General features: G+C 40.1%; 16 protein-coding genes. 9 read left to right on the forward strand and 7 right to left on the reverse strand.

Annotation, left to right across the window (positions count from 1 at the left end; genetic code table 11):
* The first annotated feature begins 282 nt into the window (after positions 1 to 282).
* From QMA12_RS09510 to QMA12_RS09520, 3 genes are read left to right on the forward strand one after another with little or no spacing between them, the layout of a single operon-like run.
* Positions 283 to 1,611: a dihydroorotase gene (locus QMA12_RS09510; protein WP_290209848.1), complete on the forward strand. Its 1,329-nt coding sequence runs from the start codon at positions 283 to 285 to the stop codon at positions 1,609 to 1,611.
* Between the two features lie 17 nt (positions 1,612 to 1,628).
* The gene (gene folE2, locus QMA12_RS09515) at positions 1,629 to 2,543 is read left to right on the forward strand and encodes a GTP cyclohydrolase FolE2 (RefSeq protein WP_290210040.1); all 915 of its coding nucleotides are present in this window, start codon (positions 1,629 to 1,631) and stop codon (positions 2,541 to 2,543) included.
* A gap of 50 nt (positions 2,544 to 2,593) precedes the next feature.
* Positions 2,594 to 3,625: a GTP-binding protein gene (locus tag QMA12_RS09520; RefSeq protein WP_290209850.1), complete on the forward strand. Its 1,032-nt coding sequence runs from the start codon at positions 2,594 to 2,596 to the stop codon at positions 3,623 to 3,625.
* Here the strand turns inward: QMA12_RS09520 and QMA12_RS09525 are convergent.
* Positions 3,613 to 4,200: a DUF3299 domain-containing protein gene (locus QMA12_RS09525; RefSeq protein ID WP_290209852.1), complete on the reverse strand. Its 588-nt coding sequence runs from the start codon at positions 4,198 to 4,200 to the stop codon at positions 3,613 to 3,615. The genes QMA12_RS09520 and QMA12_RS09525 overlap by 13 nt on opposite strands.
* 84 nt (positions 4,201 to 4,284) lie before the next feature.
* Between QMA12_RS09525 and QMA12_RS09530 the strand changes: the two genes are divergently transcribed.
* A complete protein-coding gene (locus QMA12_RS09530) occupies positions 4,285 to 5,520 on the forward strand; it encodes an ABC transporter permease (RefSeq protein ID WP_290209854.1) in 1,236 nt (411 codons plus the stop codon).
* Between the two features lie 222 nt (positions 5,521 to 5,742).
* Positions 5,743 to 7,701: a TonB-dependent receptor gene (locus QMA12_RS09535; protein ID WP_290209856.1), complete on the forward strand. Its 1,959-nt coding sequence runs from the start codon at positions 5,743 to 5,745 to the stop codon at positions 7,699 to 7,701.
* Between the two features lie 27 nt (positions 7,702 to 7,728).
* Here the strand turns inward: QMA12_RS09535 and QMA12_RS09540 are convergent, their stop codons facing one another.
* The 4 genes from QMA12_RS09540 to QMA12_RS09555 are packed head-to-tail and all read right to left on the reverse strand — an operon-like array spanning position 7,729 to position 10,691.
* On the reverse strand, positions 7,729 to 8,412 hold the full coding sequence (locus tag QMA12_RS09540; protein WP_290209857.1) for a DUF4198 domain-containing protein: 684 nt from the start codon (positions 8,410 to 8,412) through the stop codon (positions 7,729 to 7,731).
* A gap of 8 nt (positions 8,413 to 8,420) precedes the next feature.
* Positions 8,421 to 8,756, reverse strand: a complete 336-nt coding sequence (locus QMA12_RS22210; RefSeq protein WP_290209859.1) for a DUF3325 domain-containing protein — start codon at positions 8,754 to 8,756, stop codon at positions 8,421 to 8,423.
* Positions 8,753 to 10,369 (reverse strand): PepSY-associated TM helix domain-containing protein, encoded by a 1,617-nt coding sequence (locus QMA12_RS09550; protein WP_290209861.1) that lies wholly within the window; start codon positions 10,367 to 10,369, stop codon positions 8,753 to 8,755. Before QMA12_RS09550 ends, QMA12_RS22210 begins: the two co-directional genes overlap by 4 nt.
* On the reverse strand, positions 10,362 to 10,691 hold the full coding sequence (locus QMA12_RS09555) for a hypothetical protein (RefSeq protein ID WP_290209862.1): 330 nt from the start codon (positions 10,689 to 10,691) through the stop codon (positions 10,362 to 10,364). Before QMA12_RS09555 ends, QMA12_RS09550 begins: the two co-directional genes overlap by 8 nt.
* 109 nt (positions 10,692 to 10,800) lie before the next feature.
* On the opposite strand from QMA12_RS09555, the gene QMA12_RS09560 reads away from it, so the two are divergent.
* The gene (locus QMA12_RS09560; RefSeq protein WP_290209864.1) at positions 10,801 to 11,490 is read left to right on the forward strand and encodes a response regulator; all 690 of its coding nucleotides are present in this window, start codon (positions 10,801 to 10,803) and stop codon (positions 11,488 to 11,490) included.
* Between the two features lie 44 nt (positions 11,491 to 11,534).
* A complete protein-coding gene (locus QMA12_RS09565; RefSeq protein WP_290209866.1) occupies positions 11,535 to 12,830 on the forward strand; it encodes a HAMP domain-containing sensor histidine kinase in 1,296 nt (431 codons plus the stop codon).
* Between the two features lie 35 nt (positions 12,831 to 12,865).
* Here the strand turns inward: QMA12_RS09565 and QMA12_RS09570 are convergent, their stop codons facing one another.
* Both QMA12_RS09570 and QMA12_RS09575 read right to left on the reverse strand, forming a co-directional pair.
* Positions 12,866 to 13,111, reverse strand: coding sequence for a DUF3297 family protein (locus tag QMA12_RS09570; protein ID WP_176372494.1), 246 nt, complete (start codon positions 13,109 to 13,111; stop codon positions 12,866 to 12,868).
* Positions 13,112 to 13,192: 81 nt separating this feature from the next.
* Positions 13,193 to 13,639 carry an energy transducer TonB gene (locus QMA12_RS09575; protein ID WP_290209869.1) on the reverse strand — a complete coding sequence of 149 codons (447 nt, stop codon included), beginning with the start codon at positions 13,637 to 13,639 and terminating at the stop codon, positions 13,193 to 13,195.
* Between the two features lie 159 nt (positions 13,640 to 13,798).
* Here QMA12_RS09575 and QMA12_RS09580 point away from each other — a divergent pair, with 159 nt between their 5' ends.
* Positions 13,799 to 15,871, forward strand: a complete 2,073-nt coding sequence (locus QMA12_RS09580; protein WP_290209871.1) for a TonB-dependent siderophore receptor — start codon at positions 13,799 to 13,801, stop codon at positions 15,869 to 15,871.
* Positions 15,861 to 17,006, forward strand: a complete 1,146-nt coding sequence (locus QMA12_RS09585) for a heparan-alpha-glucosaminide N-acetyltransferase domain-containing protein (RefSeq protein WP_290209873.1) — start codon at positions 15,861 to 15,863, stop codon at positions 17,004 to 17,006. Before QMA12_RS09580 ends, QMA12_RS09585 begins: the two co-directional genes overlap by 11 nt.
* The last annotated feature ends 2 nt before the right edge of the window (positions 17,007 to 17,008 follow it).

Here is a 17,008-nt window from a genome sequence, read left to right on the forward strand (position 1 = left end):
TGGTAAAACAGCATACGAAAAGTAAGGGTTCAATAAGAAGTAAGTGCGTAAGAGCATGTTATGACGATGCTTTTAGGGAAGAATTGTTGTTTGGTTAACATCATTAACAAAGTGTGCTCGCGCCCTGGCTGGTGAGGCGTTATTCGGTGAGTTAGGCGAGAAAGGATTTACGCTTGTTGGTGCGGCTTTTATTGCTGTTGCGCATTGGTTTAATTATCGCCAATGTTTAGCTAAAGATGATGAAGAGTGCCCGTGCACTGGTAGTGTATCGGAGCAAGCAAATTGAAAGTGACATTAATAAAGCAGGCTAAGATTGTAAATGAAGGCAAGTCATACATTAGTGATGTACGCATAGTTGATGGCCGGATAGAAAAAATAGCAACAGAAATTTCAGCACAAGCTGGCGATACTATAATCGCAGCAGATGGCTGTTATTTATTACCCGGCATGATTGATGATCAAGTACACTTTCGTGAACCTGGTTTAACGCATAAAGGTAATATAGCGAGTGAGTCGCGGGCTGCCGTTGCTGGTGGTATTACTAGTTTTATGGAAATGCCTAATGTGAGCCCATCAACCACGACCATTGAAGCATTGGAGCAAAAGTTTGCGCTAGGGCGTGATTACTCTTTGGCAAATTACAGTTTTTATTTAGGTGCCACAGAAAACAATTTAGAGCAGATAAAACGGCTCGATCCTACGCGTCACTGTGGGGTAAAAGTCTTTATGGGCGCATCGACTGGTGACTTATTGGTTGAGCATCCAGTTGCGTTAGAGCAAATATTTAAACACAGTCCAACGCTTATAGTTACACACTGTGAAGATGGCAGTGTTATTGCCAAAAACCTTGAGACCTTACAGGGGCAACCTTTAGAAATACAACATCACCCAATTATTCGTGATACGCAGGCCTGTTATGCTTCTTCATCTTATGCTGTCGGACTGGCTAAAAAGCACCAAAGCCAATTGCATGTGTTACATATTACGACAGAAAAAGAGCTAAGCTTGTTTTCAACAGGTGATATTCGTAATAAACATATTACTGCCGAAGCCTGCGTTCATCATTTGTGGTTTAGCGAAGAGGACTACGCGCAGCGCGGGAACCTGATTAAATGTAACCCTGCGATCAAAGCTAAGAGTGATCGTGATGTGTTGTTGCAAGGAGTAATCAATGGTCAAATTGATATTATTGCCACTGATCATGCCCCGCATACATGGGATGAAAAACAGACTCCTTATAGGCGAGCCCCTGCTGGCCTACCGTTAGTTGAACACGCGTTACTCACCTTACTTGAGCATGTACAGCAACAGCGTTTAACCATAGAGCTAGTAGTTGAAAAAACGGCCCATAACCCTGCATTACGCTACAACATTATAGACAGAGGCTTTATTCGTGAAGGTTACTTTGCTGATCTAGTGTTAGTTGATATGAATGACTCAACGCTAGCAAGTCATGAAACAGCCCGTTATAAATGTGGTTGGACGCCATTTGATGGCCACCGTTTTCCGGCAAAAATAAAGGCTACTTGGGTTAATGGCGAGCAAGTATTTGATGGTCAAAACCTAATTACAACAACTGGCATTGCTATGCCTTTGTTATTTAATCGCTAAGAATGAAAAGATAGATAATAAATATGAATTTACCTGATGTTACATCTAAACAACTTACAACGGCTTCGTTACCTTTAAAATGGGTGGGTATGGAAGGTATAGCCTTACCAATAACACTTGCAGAGCAACCTAGTTCATCACTATCTGCTAAAGCGAACGTGTTTGTGAGTTTAGATAAGGCGGATGCTAAAGGCATTCATATGTCTCGGCTGTATTTGCGGTTAAAAGAGTCATTAACCAATGAACCACTTACAATAGGGGCGCTCACAGCTTTACTGCAGACGCTCGTTAGCTCACAAGAGGGCTTAAGCCTAGCTGCAAGACTGCAGTTAGATTTTGAATTAACGATACGAAAGCCAGCTTTGCTGAGCGGGCAATTTGGTTATCAAACTTACCCGGTAAGTATTCGTTGTGAATATATCAATGAAAAAATGAATACAGAGCTGTCATTAAGTATTCCTTATTCTAGCACTTGCCCTTGCTCTGCCGCGCTATCAAGACAAGCGATGAGTGATGCAATTGCCGCGCAATTTAGCGAAGAGTCGGTATCAAAAGAGGCATTATTAACGTGGATAAGCTCGCAACAAGGCTCTGTTGCTACACCGCATAGTCAACGTTCATTTGCATATTTAAAGTTACAATTACAGCATAGTGAGCTACCTGACTTTTCAGCGCTGATCAAAAACTTTGAAGACGTGATTGGTACGCCCGTACAAACAGCGGTAAAACGCGAAGACGAGCAAGCATTTGCAAAATTAAATGCCGAAAACCTGATGTTTTGTGAAGATGCTGCAAGGCGTTTAAAACAAGCGCTGGAAAACAACGAGAAAATATCGGATTATTGGTTCAAAGTTGAGCATCAAGAAAGTTTACATGCTCACAATGCGGTGGTTATTGACCATAAGTTTCCGCAAGGCTACGACAAGTTATAAGTAATTATAACTTTGTATTATTTCTTCTCGTGAGATTATAAACACTCCCTATGAATTCAAGCACGAACCCATTACAAGGTATTCCAACTAATATAATTACTGGCTTTTTAGGGGTAGGTAAAACAACGGCAATTTTGTCATTACTTAAACATAAACCAGAGAGTGAACGTTGGGCCGTATTAGTAAATGAGTTTGGCGAAATCGGTATTGATGGCGGTTTACTAAATAACTTAAATGGAAAAAGCGACGAAGTATTTATAACAGAAGTGCCCGGTGGTTGTATGTGCTGTACAGCTGGGTTGCCTATGCAAGTTGCACTAAACCAACTATTAAAACAGGCCCAACCACACAGGTTATTAATTGAACCGACAGGACTTGGTCATCCAAAAGAGGTGCTAGAGGTTTTAAATTCTGCGCACTATCAAAATGTGTTGGATATTCAAAATAATGTGACACTCGTTGATGCAAGAAAGCTACATGACACTCGCTATACTAGCCACGATACATTCAACCAACAAATAGATATTGCGGATATTATTCTGGGTAATAAACAAGATCTTTATCAAGCAGGGGATAAAAGCCTATTGCAAGACTATGTAAGAGCACGCAAAGGTAAGCAAATTCCGGTGATTTTTGCTGAGCAAGGCTTAATTGAACCTGCATTGTTAGAGGGTGAATCAAAGACGGCATGGAATCGTGATAGCCACGATCATCACCACCATGAGCACCAACATCAACGCAGTCATACATCAGATATTAACAGTGTCGCCATCCCAGCATCTGGCATGCTAATGGTTGAAAATAAAGGTGAAGGTTACCAAGCTATTGGTTGGCGCTTTGCGGCGGATAAAATTTTTAACAGAGATACGCTGTACACTTGGTTGAGTGGCTTGCAAGTAGAACGTGTGAAGGCTGTTATACTCACAGAGCAAGGCACATTCGGTTACAACTTTACAGCAGATACGTTAACTGAGTTACCGTTAGAAAAAGTGGCTGAAAGCCGCCTCGAAATAATCGCCACCCAAACAGATGCTCATTGGCAGGCGCAATTAATGGCATGCCTTATAACTCACTCTTCGTAAGGTGCTACATTGTTCAGCTGAAGCCGGTACGCTGAACTCGCCACGCTGTTTTCAATGCTTTCAATTACTAACGTACCTTCAAACCAAAACGGCTCATACAAGCTATCCAATTTAATACCTTGTTCAGATGTTGAATAGATTATTTGATTCGGTGGTGGCGGTGGCATATGTAAACATGCGCCAAAGTAAGGAACAATAAAAAACTCCGTGACGTTTTGCTCTGCATTTGAGGTCAAAGGCACGATAAACCCAGGGATACGAATAGCTTTTTGGTCAAATTCAGCTATCACTCTGCTTGACGATAATGCTTGTAAGTAACGAGTGGTTTCAGGGTCTTCCACATCACCTTCTTTGAATACATCTAAATCGTCTTGCTCTGAGCCATCTTCAATGTCGTATAAAGACTCTGGTGGGTTTAATAAAGCATCCAAGTCATCAGCAGGCATCAACTGCGTCCACTCTAATTGCTGATAGCTTACCGGTTGGCTGACATTGGCGTGGGAGCTTAAAGCAACTAAAAAACACGGTACTAATAATAAAAATAAGTGTCTGGCAAAGCGTAAATCACGAAACATAAGAAATAACGACTATAAACTCAACTATATTTTGTTATAACATATCACATGTGTTTTTGTATAGATGAACTACTTAGGAGCCAGATGTTAATCACACTTGCGTGCAAAAGCTTAGCAAACCGACGAAAGTCAGTGGTGCTTACGTTTTTATCATTGTTGATAAGTATTAGTGTGCTACTGAGTGTTGAGCATATTCGATTACAAGCCAAGCAGAGTTTTAGTCGTTCTATAACCGGTGTAGATTTGATTGTTGGGGCACCTAGTGGGCAACTGAACTTGCTGTTATATGCTGTTTTTAGAATGGGCAGCGCAACTAATAATATTAGTTATGAAAGCTATGAGTTATTAAAAAATAATAAGCAAGTAGAGTGGGCAGTCCCCATATCGCTAGGCGATTCACACCGAGGGTTTCGGGTTATGGCCACCGATGAGAGTTATTTTAAACATTATAAATACGGTGATGCACAGCCATTGAAAATGCAAGGTGGTAAGGTATTTAGCGACTTATTTGATGTGGTGATTGGCGCCGATGTAGCTAAAAAATTAAACTACAAATTGGGCGATAAAATAGTTATAGCACATGGTATTGGCAGCACCAGCTTTACCAAGCACGATAATACACCGTTTGTCATTTCAGGGATTCTAAAAGCAACGGGTACACCAGTCGACAACACTTTACACATTAGCTTACCCGCAATTGAAGCCATTCACTTACCTGCAAGTAAACAACGCCTGCTGCTAAACGATAATAGCGCAATAGATTTAACCCCAAAAAGTGTTACAGCGGTGATGCTAGGGCTAAAATCCAAATTCACAACGTTTACATTACAACGACAACTCAACAACTACCGTAAAGATAGACTAATGGCCATGTTACCAGGCGTTGCTATGACCGAATTATGGCAGCTTATGGGCACGGTAGAGCAGTTACTACGTGTGATCAGTTTATTGGTATTGCTCTCGTCATTATTTGGTTTATCAACTATGTTGCTTGCATCTATGCAACAACGTAAAGGTGAAATCGCCGTGTTAAGAGTGGTTGGTGCCAGCCCGGTAGTTATTTTAAGTTTAATTTTGCTCGAGGCGTTAGTGGTTGTTCTTGCGGCAAGTGTGAGCTCAGTGCTACTACTTAGTGCAAGCTTAATGATGTTAGGTGATTGGTTAGCAACAGAATTCGGTTTGTTTTTGGTTGGAGGTTTATTTACTTGGCACACATTACAGATGGCTGGTTTAGTCACTGTGGCTGCAATAATAACGGCACTTTTACCAGCACGCGAGGCCTATAAAAGTGCGTTGCATGCCTCATTGTTAAGTTACTAGTTTAGAATAAAAGGTTAAGTACAAGCTTGCAAACACATGTGATAACCATTATCATTTGCGTGTTGGTTGTCCCCGTCAAATTCAGCCTACTTAAAATTTGAAGTTCTTCCCCCAAGGAATCACGTTTCTGTATTTATGAAACTGCTGCACATTATTTAACAAAATAATTTTTAGCTGTGGCTTTAATGTCACTTTAATTTTTATCTTTAGTGGAAATAGATTGTGCGAAAAAATAAATTGTATTTAGCGGTTCATTCATTGATCACCATTTCGGCACTTGTTGCGAGCCATAATTTAATGGCTGAAACAAAAAGTAAGGCAGATGATCTTGAACACATTGTTATTACTGCCACGGGTCGTGAACAAATGCTTGTTGACGCGCCTGCGAGTATTTCAATTATCACCCGAGAAGAAATCGAAGGCAAAGCATACCGTGACATTACCGATGCTTTACAGGGGGTTCCTGGTGTTTCAATCGAAGGGGGGCCTGGTCGAAAAGGCGGGACCGCAGAGATTTCAATTCGGGGGATGTCATCTGATTATACGCTGATATTAGTTAATGGTAAGGCGCAAGGATCATCACAGTCCTATTATAATGGCGTTGGTGGTGGTGCAGAAACTGGATGGTTACCCCCTATTTCAGCCATTGATAGAATTGAGGTTGTTCGTGGTCCAATGTCATCACTTTATGGCTCTGATGCGCTTGGCGGTGTTGTTAATGTGATTACACGTAAAGTTTCATCTCAATGGAACGGTAGTGTCGGTGTAGAAACTGTAAATCAATCTGAATCAGAGTCAGGTGATAGTCATACCTATAGATACTACGCCTCAGGTTCAATTAATGAAGCTGATACCTTAGGCTTGACGGTTTTTGGTTCGTACTTCAATCGTGAGGAAGATAGCTTTGCTAATGGTTACAAGGACCATGCTAATAATGATTTGAACACTAAGCTATATTGGAAAATTAATGAAGGCAATGAGTTAGAATTTAGTGCGGGCTACTCTGAACGAGCATCATTTGGAACGGCAGAAAAGTCAGGCGAGAGTTCGTTAGATACCGATCGTCGGTATTATACACTGTCTCATGATTTCGATTGGGGTAAAGACAATTTCACGCAAACTTATGCACAAAATGAAGTCATGCATAACCTTACCCAAGATTCGCGTTACGAAAGAACAACCGTTAATAGTCAATCTACAATTCCATTAAAAAACCAATACCTTACTCTTGGTGCTCAATACCGTAGTCAGGAAGCTTACCATCCTACCCGAGCTATTAACTTAGATTTACTTGAGCGTTGGGATAGTGCTATTTTTATTGAGGATGAATGGTCTGTTAGTAGAGACTTCAGTTTAACTGGTGGCTTACGTTACAGTGATGATGAAAAATATGGCGGCGAATTAACGCCTCGCTTATACGCTGTTTACCATTTAGCCGATGGGCTTACTTTTAAAGGTGGTATTAGTACTGGTTATAAAACTCCTGATCTAAAAGAAGGAGATTCCAATTGGGTTGAAGGGGGTGGTGGACGTAATATTGACGGCGCAGATGTTGGTAATGACGACTTAATGCCAGAAACCAGTACCAGTTATGAAGCATCACTTATGTGGTCTGTTAGCCGTGATTCCAACCTCAGCATTACAGTCTATCAAACTGATTATGATGATAAAATTAGTAAGAATGTGATTTGTGAAGAAAGCTCGGAATTAGCAAAAGATTGTGTTTATCAAGATCGAGGTTACCAGCGGGTTTATCAATATGTGAACGAAGATTCAGCTGAATTAAAAGGTATTGAAGCCGCATTTTCTGTCTACTTTGATAATATCAAAACATCGTTCAGCTACACGTATAATGATACTGAAATTACGTCAGGTGATAATCAAGGTGAGCCACTAAATAATCAACCTAAAGAAATGTTTAATGCAACTTTAGATTGGCAGGTCAGTAATAAATTTAACCTTTGGACACGCGTTAACTATAAAAGTGAAACCAGTGAAATCGGTGCAGGGCAATACCCAGACTATACATTGGCTGACGCAGGTGTAAGTTATGGATTAAGTGACTCACTGCGAGTGTATGGCGGTATTTATAATTTGATGAATAAAGAAATACGCTATGAAGAATACGGGAAAACCCTTGATGGTCGCCGCTTTAACTTAGGTTTACAGCTAGAGTTTTAAAAAATATTAGGGCCTATAGGCCCTTTTTTAGATTTCAAATAATAAACTAGCAGCTGCTTCGTAAGAGCCGCTGAAAACATCTTGTGCCTCAGAGCTTTTAAATACCGCTTTAACGACCCAAGTTCCTGATGCGGTTATAGTTGCAGAAAAGATACCCGTGTCAGATGTTTTCATCCGAACCCTTTCTCCTTCAGGAGGGAAAATACTGACTTTGGCAATTTGAGGCTGCCCCTTATAAAGCACTTGAAACTGTAGCTTCGACCCTTTTGTTGCTAGGGCAGGGTGCTGTTGAGGTACAATTTCGAACCTTTGACCAGAAAGTATTGGTGTGGCTGGATCTGCACCAATAAATGTTTTTGCGAAATCATCAATACGCAGTGTTTTAGTTGGAGTGGTTGCGGGCTCTCCTTTTTTAATGCCGCGATAGCGAGGTTGTGCAGTGCTATAAATTAATGAGCTTTGTTTTGTAGCAATTGGGTATTCTAATACCTTTGCTTGTGTTTGATTGCTTGAAAGCCAAGTAATACCAGATGTTGCTAATGTTTGTGTAGTTAATTTATTTGCATTTAAGGTTCTATCTCCTTTAAAAAACTGCTCGGTAATCATAATGTTTGCAGCTTGACCATTCTGAGTTGGTTTTATCAAAAGAGTGTGAGCGGACGCGGTGCTGGATAGCGTTAACGCCAGCATAGAAAAATAAGATAATTTCATTTTTAGCCTTATAGTATTAATTGAACAATCAGAGCTCCTAGGCTAAAAAAACAAAAGAAGCCCAGAGTGTATAAAAATTTTTTTGCGCCTGAGAAAGAAAGCAACATCATTACTGCAAAAGCAGTTGGTGTTAACAGCATTACCCACATGATTAAACCAATAGATGTACCGTATTGCGAGGTTAACGGCCAAGATGAAACAACAAGTAATGCGATTGCACCAAATTGCAAACTATAATTTTGAGCTGTACTAAACTTTTTATTGATCAACTTTCGTTGATGTTGTCCCATGGTTAGTAATAAGCCCATAAAGCTAAGTATTGCGTAAAATAATGCAGGTATCATGCTTGTGTCACTTTAGTTTGTTTCATTGGGCTATTTCGTTGTAGCCATTGGGCTGTCAGTAAAGCTGCTAGGGCTGATAACAAAAGAATTACTGTCGTGCTTAATAAGATTTCCGTTGCAATGGCTGAGTTATGAAGTTCAGGTAAAATAAATAACAAATCATAAATAGCTAAGGCAGCATAACTAATAGCACAAAAGATTAAACTTTCACGCCACGCTTTTTTTGGGTTATAAAACAGCCAATTTCTAAACCAGGCATAAACAAAGAATACTGACCAGCTAATAAAAAATATCACAATTTCAGTGCTGAGATTTTTTTCTGTACTGTAACCAATAACTCTATTTGCGATACAAGTAACTATAAACGCAACAAATAGTCCCATGATCGCGGTAATATTAAGTGTTGAGACCCAGCGTAGGTTTGATGGTAATTTTTGCTTCTCATACTTTTGTTCTCGGCGTTTGCTCCAAAGTAATAGGCCGCTTGCGATCATAAAAGACCCAGCAATACCGGCGACAAAATATAGCCAGCGCTGTATGGGATCGGCGAACCTCATTAGATGCCAAGCTGTTAACACATTATAAATACTTCTAGCCGTACTGATTTTATCGTAATCAATAGTGTGTAATGTGAGTCGATTAGATTTACTATTAAAGCTCAAAGATTCACTTTGGCCACGACTCACAATACTATCTGCCCCGAGTTGGTATAGTTGAAAATGCGGTTGGCCGTTAGGGTTTTTTACTCGTATTGAGCTTACTCCATTAGGCCAGTGTGTTTGAGCAAGTAGCGTCAGTGTTGATAGTTGTAGGTCAATGTCACCACCGATACTGGATAGTTCAGTTGGAGTAACTTGAACTTGCTCAATAACACTTCCGCCACCGCGCCCTCCACTTGCTTTTCTGTACTGCTGCACATCCCCGTCAAAGGCTGCTTGAATCCCCCAAGGAATCAATAAGTACATTAAAAGCAATAAACCACTGAATGTGATCATTAAATGGAAGGGCAAAGCCAACACCGAGGCTGCATTGTGTAAATCAAGCCATGAGCGTTGACCTTTTCGCGGACGGAAGGTAAAAAAATCGGTAAAAATACGTTTATGAATAATTACGCCAGAGATCAAAGCGACAAACATTGCTACTGTTGCTATGCCTATAAACCAGCGGGCTCCACTCCTTGGTAAGTTATATAACTCAAAATGCATTCGATATAGAAAATCAATAAATCGTGTGGTTCTTGGTTGAACTTGTTCACCGGTTGCGGGATTTAAATGAGCCGATTTTCCTCCTCGTTTTGATACTTTTTCATTTTCGCCAAACCACTTTAAATCAATAGTCGGCGAACGATCAGGAAAGTTAATAGACCAATAAGATGCTTTTCCTTGTTGCTTTAAAAAATTAACAGCATTTGCTAAGCCAGCTTCTTGGTTAGCATGCTCAACAGCGAGTACTTCAGGTCTTAGCCAGCTCGTTAACTCATCACGAAAAACGCTTAAGGTGCCAGTAACAAAGACCATAAATAAAATCCAGCCGAAGAAAAGGCCAACCCAAGTGTGGAGCCAGCTACTGCTTTGGCGCCAATTTGGTTTTACTGGTTGTTTAGTATTACTCAAAGCTCGGCACTCCCTTAATGAGTAATATTGCCCATGGCAGTAAAGATAGGCTTAAAAAAAGTAGTACTAAGTTAGCTAAAAATTGGACTTTATAAGTAACGACTACAACAGCAGTAAAAATAATGAAACCAGACATAGTTGCCATTAATACAGCATCCGCAGATTTCATTGGGAGAGTAATTGCCAAAGCTGCTGTCCATAATGTGGTTATTATATAACCACCCAACATAGCTATGAGGGTACGTAAGAACGTTTCTATAATAGAACGCTTTAATAAAGGCTTATATGGCTTAGTTAGGTTGTGATAAATGTTAAAAAGCATGTCTCAATATTACTTGTTATAGAAAATGATAGTTATTATCATTGTTGTGTTTGATAGCATAACTACATAAACTGACCAAAACCTGACAACGTTAAGATAAAAATAAACAATGCGATTATTAGTAATTGAAGACCATGTAGCACTTCGAGATTTGTTGTGTGATAGCTTTTTATCATATGGCTTTGCGGTGGATGCAACGGGTACGGCAAAAGAAGCCTTGTCGATGGTCGCGCTGACCAATTATGATCTAATTATTCTAGATTTAGGCTTACCTGATTTAGATGGTATGACACTGCTAAAGCAGTTCAGGTCGGAGTTAAAATATAAAAACCCTTGTTTAATTTTATCTGCCAGAGATGCGTTGCAAAGCCGGGTTGATGGTTTAGATGCCGGCGCAGATGACTACTTAGTGAAGCCCTTTGAGATGTCTGAACTACAGGCTCGATTAAGAGCTTTATTGCGTCGTCCGCGAGACTTTTCAGATGGTATGGTTCAAGTTGCAAATTTAGCAATATCGAGTGTTCATAATCAAGTGTTTATAAACGGTGAAGCGATTAAGTTAGCGCGTCGAGAATACCTTCTACTAACAGAATTAGCATCACAAATTGGTTGGGTAATCATCAAAAATCAGCTTGAAGACAGGTTGTATGGCTTTAACGAAGAATCATCTCCGAATGCAGTTGAAGCTGTTGTATCTCGTGTGCGCAGAAAACTAGCGAAGTTTGGTGCAAAATGTGAAATTGAAACCGTGAGAGGCTTGGGTTACAAACTGACGAAACAGGGTGAAACTTCTTGTTGAACAGTTTTATTAGAGCCATTTTAAATAGTTTGACTGGGCGACTAGTGATAGCTCTTGTGTGCATGCTTATCTCTGGGTTGCTACTGTCTGCTACATATATGTATCAAACAACAGGCGAGTTAAGACGAACGCTGGTACATGTTGAAGCTCAGCGAATTGTATCTGGTGTTACGGAGCAAACTGACCTAACTACATTACCTTTAAAGCTGGGAACAGATACTGTTGAATACACATTATATTCAGCGAACGGAGAAGTAATTTGGTATTCAAAAAACCTAACCAAACCATTGAAACTAAAGCCCAACATTCTTGCTAGTAACTGGTACTTTCATTTATTTAAAGATTTAGGTCGGCGAATAGGTGTTCCAATTACACTCAAAGATGACAATATCATTGTTGTATCAGTTCATGATCAGCAAACACGTAAACTATTGGAGCCACTAATAGAGCAAAGGGTTAAGAGGATCATTTTGTTGGTGATACCGTTAAGTATTCTACTCTCTTTGATTGTATTACCTTTGCTTGTAAGGTGGATTTTAAGCTCAATAAAAACGGCTTCTGCAGTTGCGCTAAAAATTCAACCTTTGGGCGATGTTCAAAAAATTCCCGTGAACGGCTTACCTACCGAAATTAAGCCGCTTGCTGATGCTGCAAATCGTGCATTAGCAAAATTAGAGCTGGCATTTGAGGCCGAGCGTCGATTTGTTGCAGATGCAGCGCATGAGCTTCGCACCCCTTTAGCTGTTATCTCTTTGCAATTAAATAATCTAAAACAGCAACAAACTCAAGACTACTCATTGGTGCAAAATGAAATAGAGCGTTTACAGCAACTAGTGAGTCAATTGTTACAATTGGCGCGACTAGAGCATGACGGAGAACAAACCAGAGAGGTTCAAAGCAGTCAAGTATCGAGGGTGCTACGCAAGGCTGTAGCAGCATTGTTGCCACAGTTTGAGCGGAAAAATAAAATAATTAATGTGACAGTTGAAGAAAAAGCAGAATATAAATACTGTATTGGTTCTGAGCATCATTTATATGAGGTGTTTATAAATTTACTCGAAAATGCCTTAATTCACGGTGACGGTCAGGTCGATGTGTTATTAACTCTTCAACAAACTCATATATTAGTTGTTATTGCGGATCAAGGGCAAGGCTTAGTTGGAGTAACTCGCGAGCAATTATGTCAGAGGTTTTTCAAGCTGAATCACAAAGACACCGGAGGCAGTGGTTTAGGTTTAGCTATTGTGAAAGGAATTTTAGATAGTATGAACGGCCAATTAACTTTATATTCTAAGCCAAATACGCAATTTACAATAAGCTTAACAAAATTTAATGGTTAAGCTTATTGTATTTGAAAGCTAGCTCTTAGGCCGTGTTATTTATAAAACACGTCTACAGTGCCTTTTACTTTCATAAGTAAAGGCTGACCACGGCGGTCTAGTGCTTTTGGTGCGGCTACTTTGATCCAACCTTCGCTGATGCAATATTCTTCAACGTCAAAGCGTTCTTTGCCATTAAGGGTTACACCAATTTCATGTTCAAATACTTCTTCAACATAAAACTTACTGCGTGGATTGATAGATAATTGGTCTGGTAACTCAGGTTTATTGGTATCAGTCATAATTGTGATCTGCATTGAATAGATTGTGCGCTATTGTAGGCAATACAGGCTTTAGGCTCAATAGCGCTAAAGCATAAATATTTAATCACACTCTTGTTCTGATTGAGTAATACAGTGTTGAGTGATTTCATCTCGGGTTTTATCACTTTCATAACAGTAATCAAACCGCATTGTGAGCTCTGTTTGCTGTTCTTGCTCAGGCCAGCGCCAATCTCGTATTAACTGACGAGTCACTTTTTGTAGTTGTTTGCTGAAGCGTGTTGGGTCGATGTTTGCAATTTTAATATTTTTAACTTGCCCAGAGGTCGAAATATCAAAATGACCAATCGCACAGCCTTTCCCTTCTACATTAAGTAACTCTTGTGGGTATCGGTGATTAGGTATTTTTTGTAGTCGATGCCAACGACCTTGCTGATCTAAGAACTGCACTTGTATGTCAGCGAGAGGGTGCTGATCAGAAATGCTGGTAGTTTGGCCGTGAACTAATTGTGATGTTATCAGCAATAAAAAAACGCATAATATCTTCATTTCTATCCTTGGTTGTTTTTTAATCATGGCAAGTGTTTATTTCAGTAAAGTAAAACAAGTCATTATGCTAAATATTGGGATGTTATTGTATAACAGTAATATATTAATGTGTTATATTATAACGACAAATATTGGTACCTGATAAATTATAAATCGATTATGAAATACACTGCATTATCTTTAGCCGTAGCGGCAATTTCGTTTGGCTCTGTTGCGGCAGAATCAGACCTAGAAACTATCACTATTGAACACAAACAAGCCTTTAGAGGGGGTATCCCGCTTAAAGAGTTGCCACAGTCTATTACCACTTTAGATCAAGACTTGATGATTGATAATGGTATTACTAAGTTTCGAGATGCGTTGGATTTCTCTGCTAGTATCTCTCGTAAAAATAACGGCGGTGCACTGTGGGATAGCTATTCAATTCGCGGTTTATCAGGTAATGAAAATATGCCGTCGGGTTATTTAATTAATGGCTTTAGTGGTGGCAAAGGGTTTGCGGGTCCACGTGACGTGTCAAATATCGACTACATTGAAGTATTGAAAGGCCCAGGTTCGGCTCTATATGGTCGCTCTGAGCCAGGAGGTACGGTAAACATAATTACTAAAAAGCCACAGTTTTATCAGCAAGGCCAATTAAAAGCTGAGCTGGGTAGTGACAATCATAAACGTGTACAAGGTGATTACACTGGCGGCCTTACAGATGATATCGCTTTTAGAATCAACGGTGCGTGGCAAGATAGCGATAGTTTTAGAGATTACGTACACCACGATAAGTTTGTGATCACGCCTTCGCTTTATTATCAAATTAACGATGAGTCATCACTTACGTATGAATTTGAGTACGTTGATCAACAGCAGATGTATGATCGTGGTATTGTCGTTCTTAACGATAATTTTGATACTGTGCCTGAAAACCGCTTCTTAGGTAATCCAAACGATGGCCCTACTAAGGTTCATTCACGGGGCCATCAGTTAAGCTATGACTATGATTTTAGTAGTGACTGGACATTATTACTGGGTGCAAACTACCGTACAGCAACACTCAATGGTTTTTCTTCTGATGCGGAACTTTCGCCATCACGCCAATCATTATTTGATGATGGCCACACCTTAACCCGCCAACATCGCTATCGAGACTATGAGTCCGAAGATTTAAGCTTGCGCTTTGAGCTCAGTGGTCACTTTGAAGTAGCGGGTATCACTAATCATATTTTGCTTGGTGCTGATGCTTATGATTATGAACTACGCACTGGGCTGTATCGTTATCGTGGCGGTAATGGCACGTATACTATTGATATTTATGAACCAAATTACAGCACAGGCGAAGGCCCGGATGTTGAGCCGTTGTATGAAAACAACGGAAAACAAAATGCATACGGCATCTATTTACAAGACCAATTAGATGTTACTGAACGCTTTAAAGTAATGGTGGGTTTGCGTTTTGATGAAATCGAACAAGACATTCTTGAAACCAAATCTGGTGTTGCCTCAACTAGTAAAGAAAACCGTGTTAGTCCGCGCTTTGGTATGGTGTATGAATTAAACGATGCGATTAATCTTTATACCAGTTATTCAGAAGGCTTTTTGCCATTAAGCGGCACTGATGCCCAGGGTGAACCGTTTGGTTTTGAAGAAAGTGACTCGTTTGAAATAGGTTTGAAATTTGGCTTTGATGACATCAGCGGTACGATTGCTTTATTTGATGCAGGCAAAGATAATATGTTGGTGGCTGACGATAATGGTTATTCAAGACCTATTGGTAAAGTAAGCAGTAAAGGTGTGGAAGTTGATGTAACTGGCAGTTTAGGAGCTAATACTGAATACACAATCTCATACGCCTATGTAAAGGCTGAAACAGCGAATGATGTTGTTAATGTTGATTGGTTAGTACCAATTCCAAAAGGCAGCCCATTAGTTAACGTACCTGAGAATAACTTTTCGCTTTCATTAAATCATGATACCCGTGTATTTGAGCAAGACATCAAAATTGGTGGTCATTATCAATATATTTCAGACCGACTTGGCGATCCTGCGGATTTGACATTCCGTCTACCGAGTTATCAATTAGTCGGCTTATTTGCTAAATGGCAAGTAACCGACCGTACGGCAGTATCACTCAATGTGGATAACATATTTGATGAAAGTTATATCGCCAGTAGTTACAACGCTTTATGGGCTTACCCTGGTGCGCCAACACAATTCAAACTTGGTTTAACGTATGACTTCTAAGCAGCTTAAAAACCGTATCCACAGCATTGATATAATGCGTGGTGTGGTTATTTTATTAATGCTTGTTGACCATGTTCGTGAACGGTTTTTTTTGCATATGCAGGTGTCTGATCCTATGGATGTAGACGCAACAAGCCCAGGACTTTTTTGGAGCCGTTTTGCGGCGCACTTTTGTGCGCCTACCTTTATATTTTTAACCGGCCTTTCGGCGTGGTTGTATAGTCACCCAGCGAATGGTGTTGCGCGTTCAGCACGTAGCTTTTTGATTAAACGGGGGCTATTTTTAATTGCCCTTGAAGTCACGGTTATTTGTTTTTCGTGGATGGGCTATTTTCATACGATTTGGCTGCAAGTGATGTGGGCAATCGGTTTGTGTATGCTCACGCTCGCGCTACTAATTAATTTACCGCAACGGGTGTTATTGCTGTTAGGTTTACTAATTGTGTTTGGTCATAACTTACTTACTCCAATTAGTATTAGCCCAGATGAATGGGGTTATACTCTGTGGACTATATTGCATGACCGCGGTTATATCTCCCAAGGTGGTTTAATTGATGTAAAAGTTAGTTATCCAGTTCTGCCTTGGGTTGGCGTGATACTACTTGGTTATTGTGCAGGCCCACTTTATGCGGCTAGTCGCGATAGCGATGACCGTAAACAATGGTTAGTCAGTTTAGGCTTCGTTTGTGTTGCACTTTTTGCTATTTTACGTGGTTTTAATATTTATGGTGAGACCTTGCCTTGGCAGCAATTTGCAAGCACCGCAGAGACCTTAATGTCGGTATTTAATGTGACTAAATACCCACCATCATTAAGTTTTTTATTAATCACTTTAGCGCTGATGTTTTTTGGTTTATGGCTATTTGAGCGACCGTTAAATCGCTTTTTAAATGCACTGCGCATTTATGGCTCTGTACCAATGTTTTTCTATATAGTTCACCTTTATGCGTTGCTCGTGATATACGCTATTGGCCATGCTGTGTATGGTGCTAATCAGGGCAGCTATTTTGGTGTTGATCACATTGGCTGGATTTGGCTAATTGCGGCTTCATTAGCTATTAGTTTGTATTGGCCAACTAAATGGTTTAGTCAGTACAAGCGAGCAACTCAAAAGCCGTGGTTAAAGTATTTGTAGCT

Source organism: Pseudoalteromonas sp. APC 3893 (genome assembly GCF_030408095.1).
In the GTDB taxonomy this organism is placed as follows: domain Bacteria; phylum Pseudomonadota; class Gammaproteobacteria; order Enterobacterales; family Alteromonadaceae; genus Pseudoalteromonas.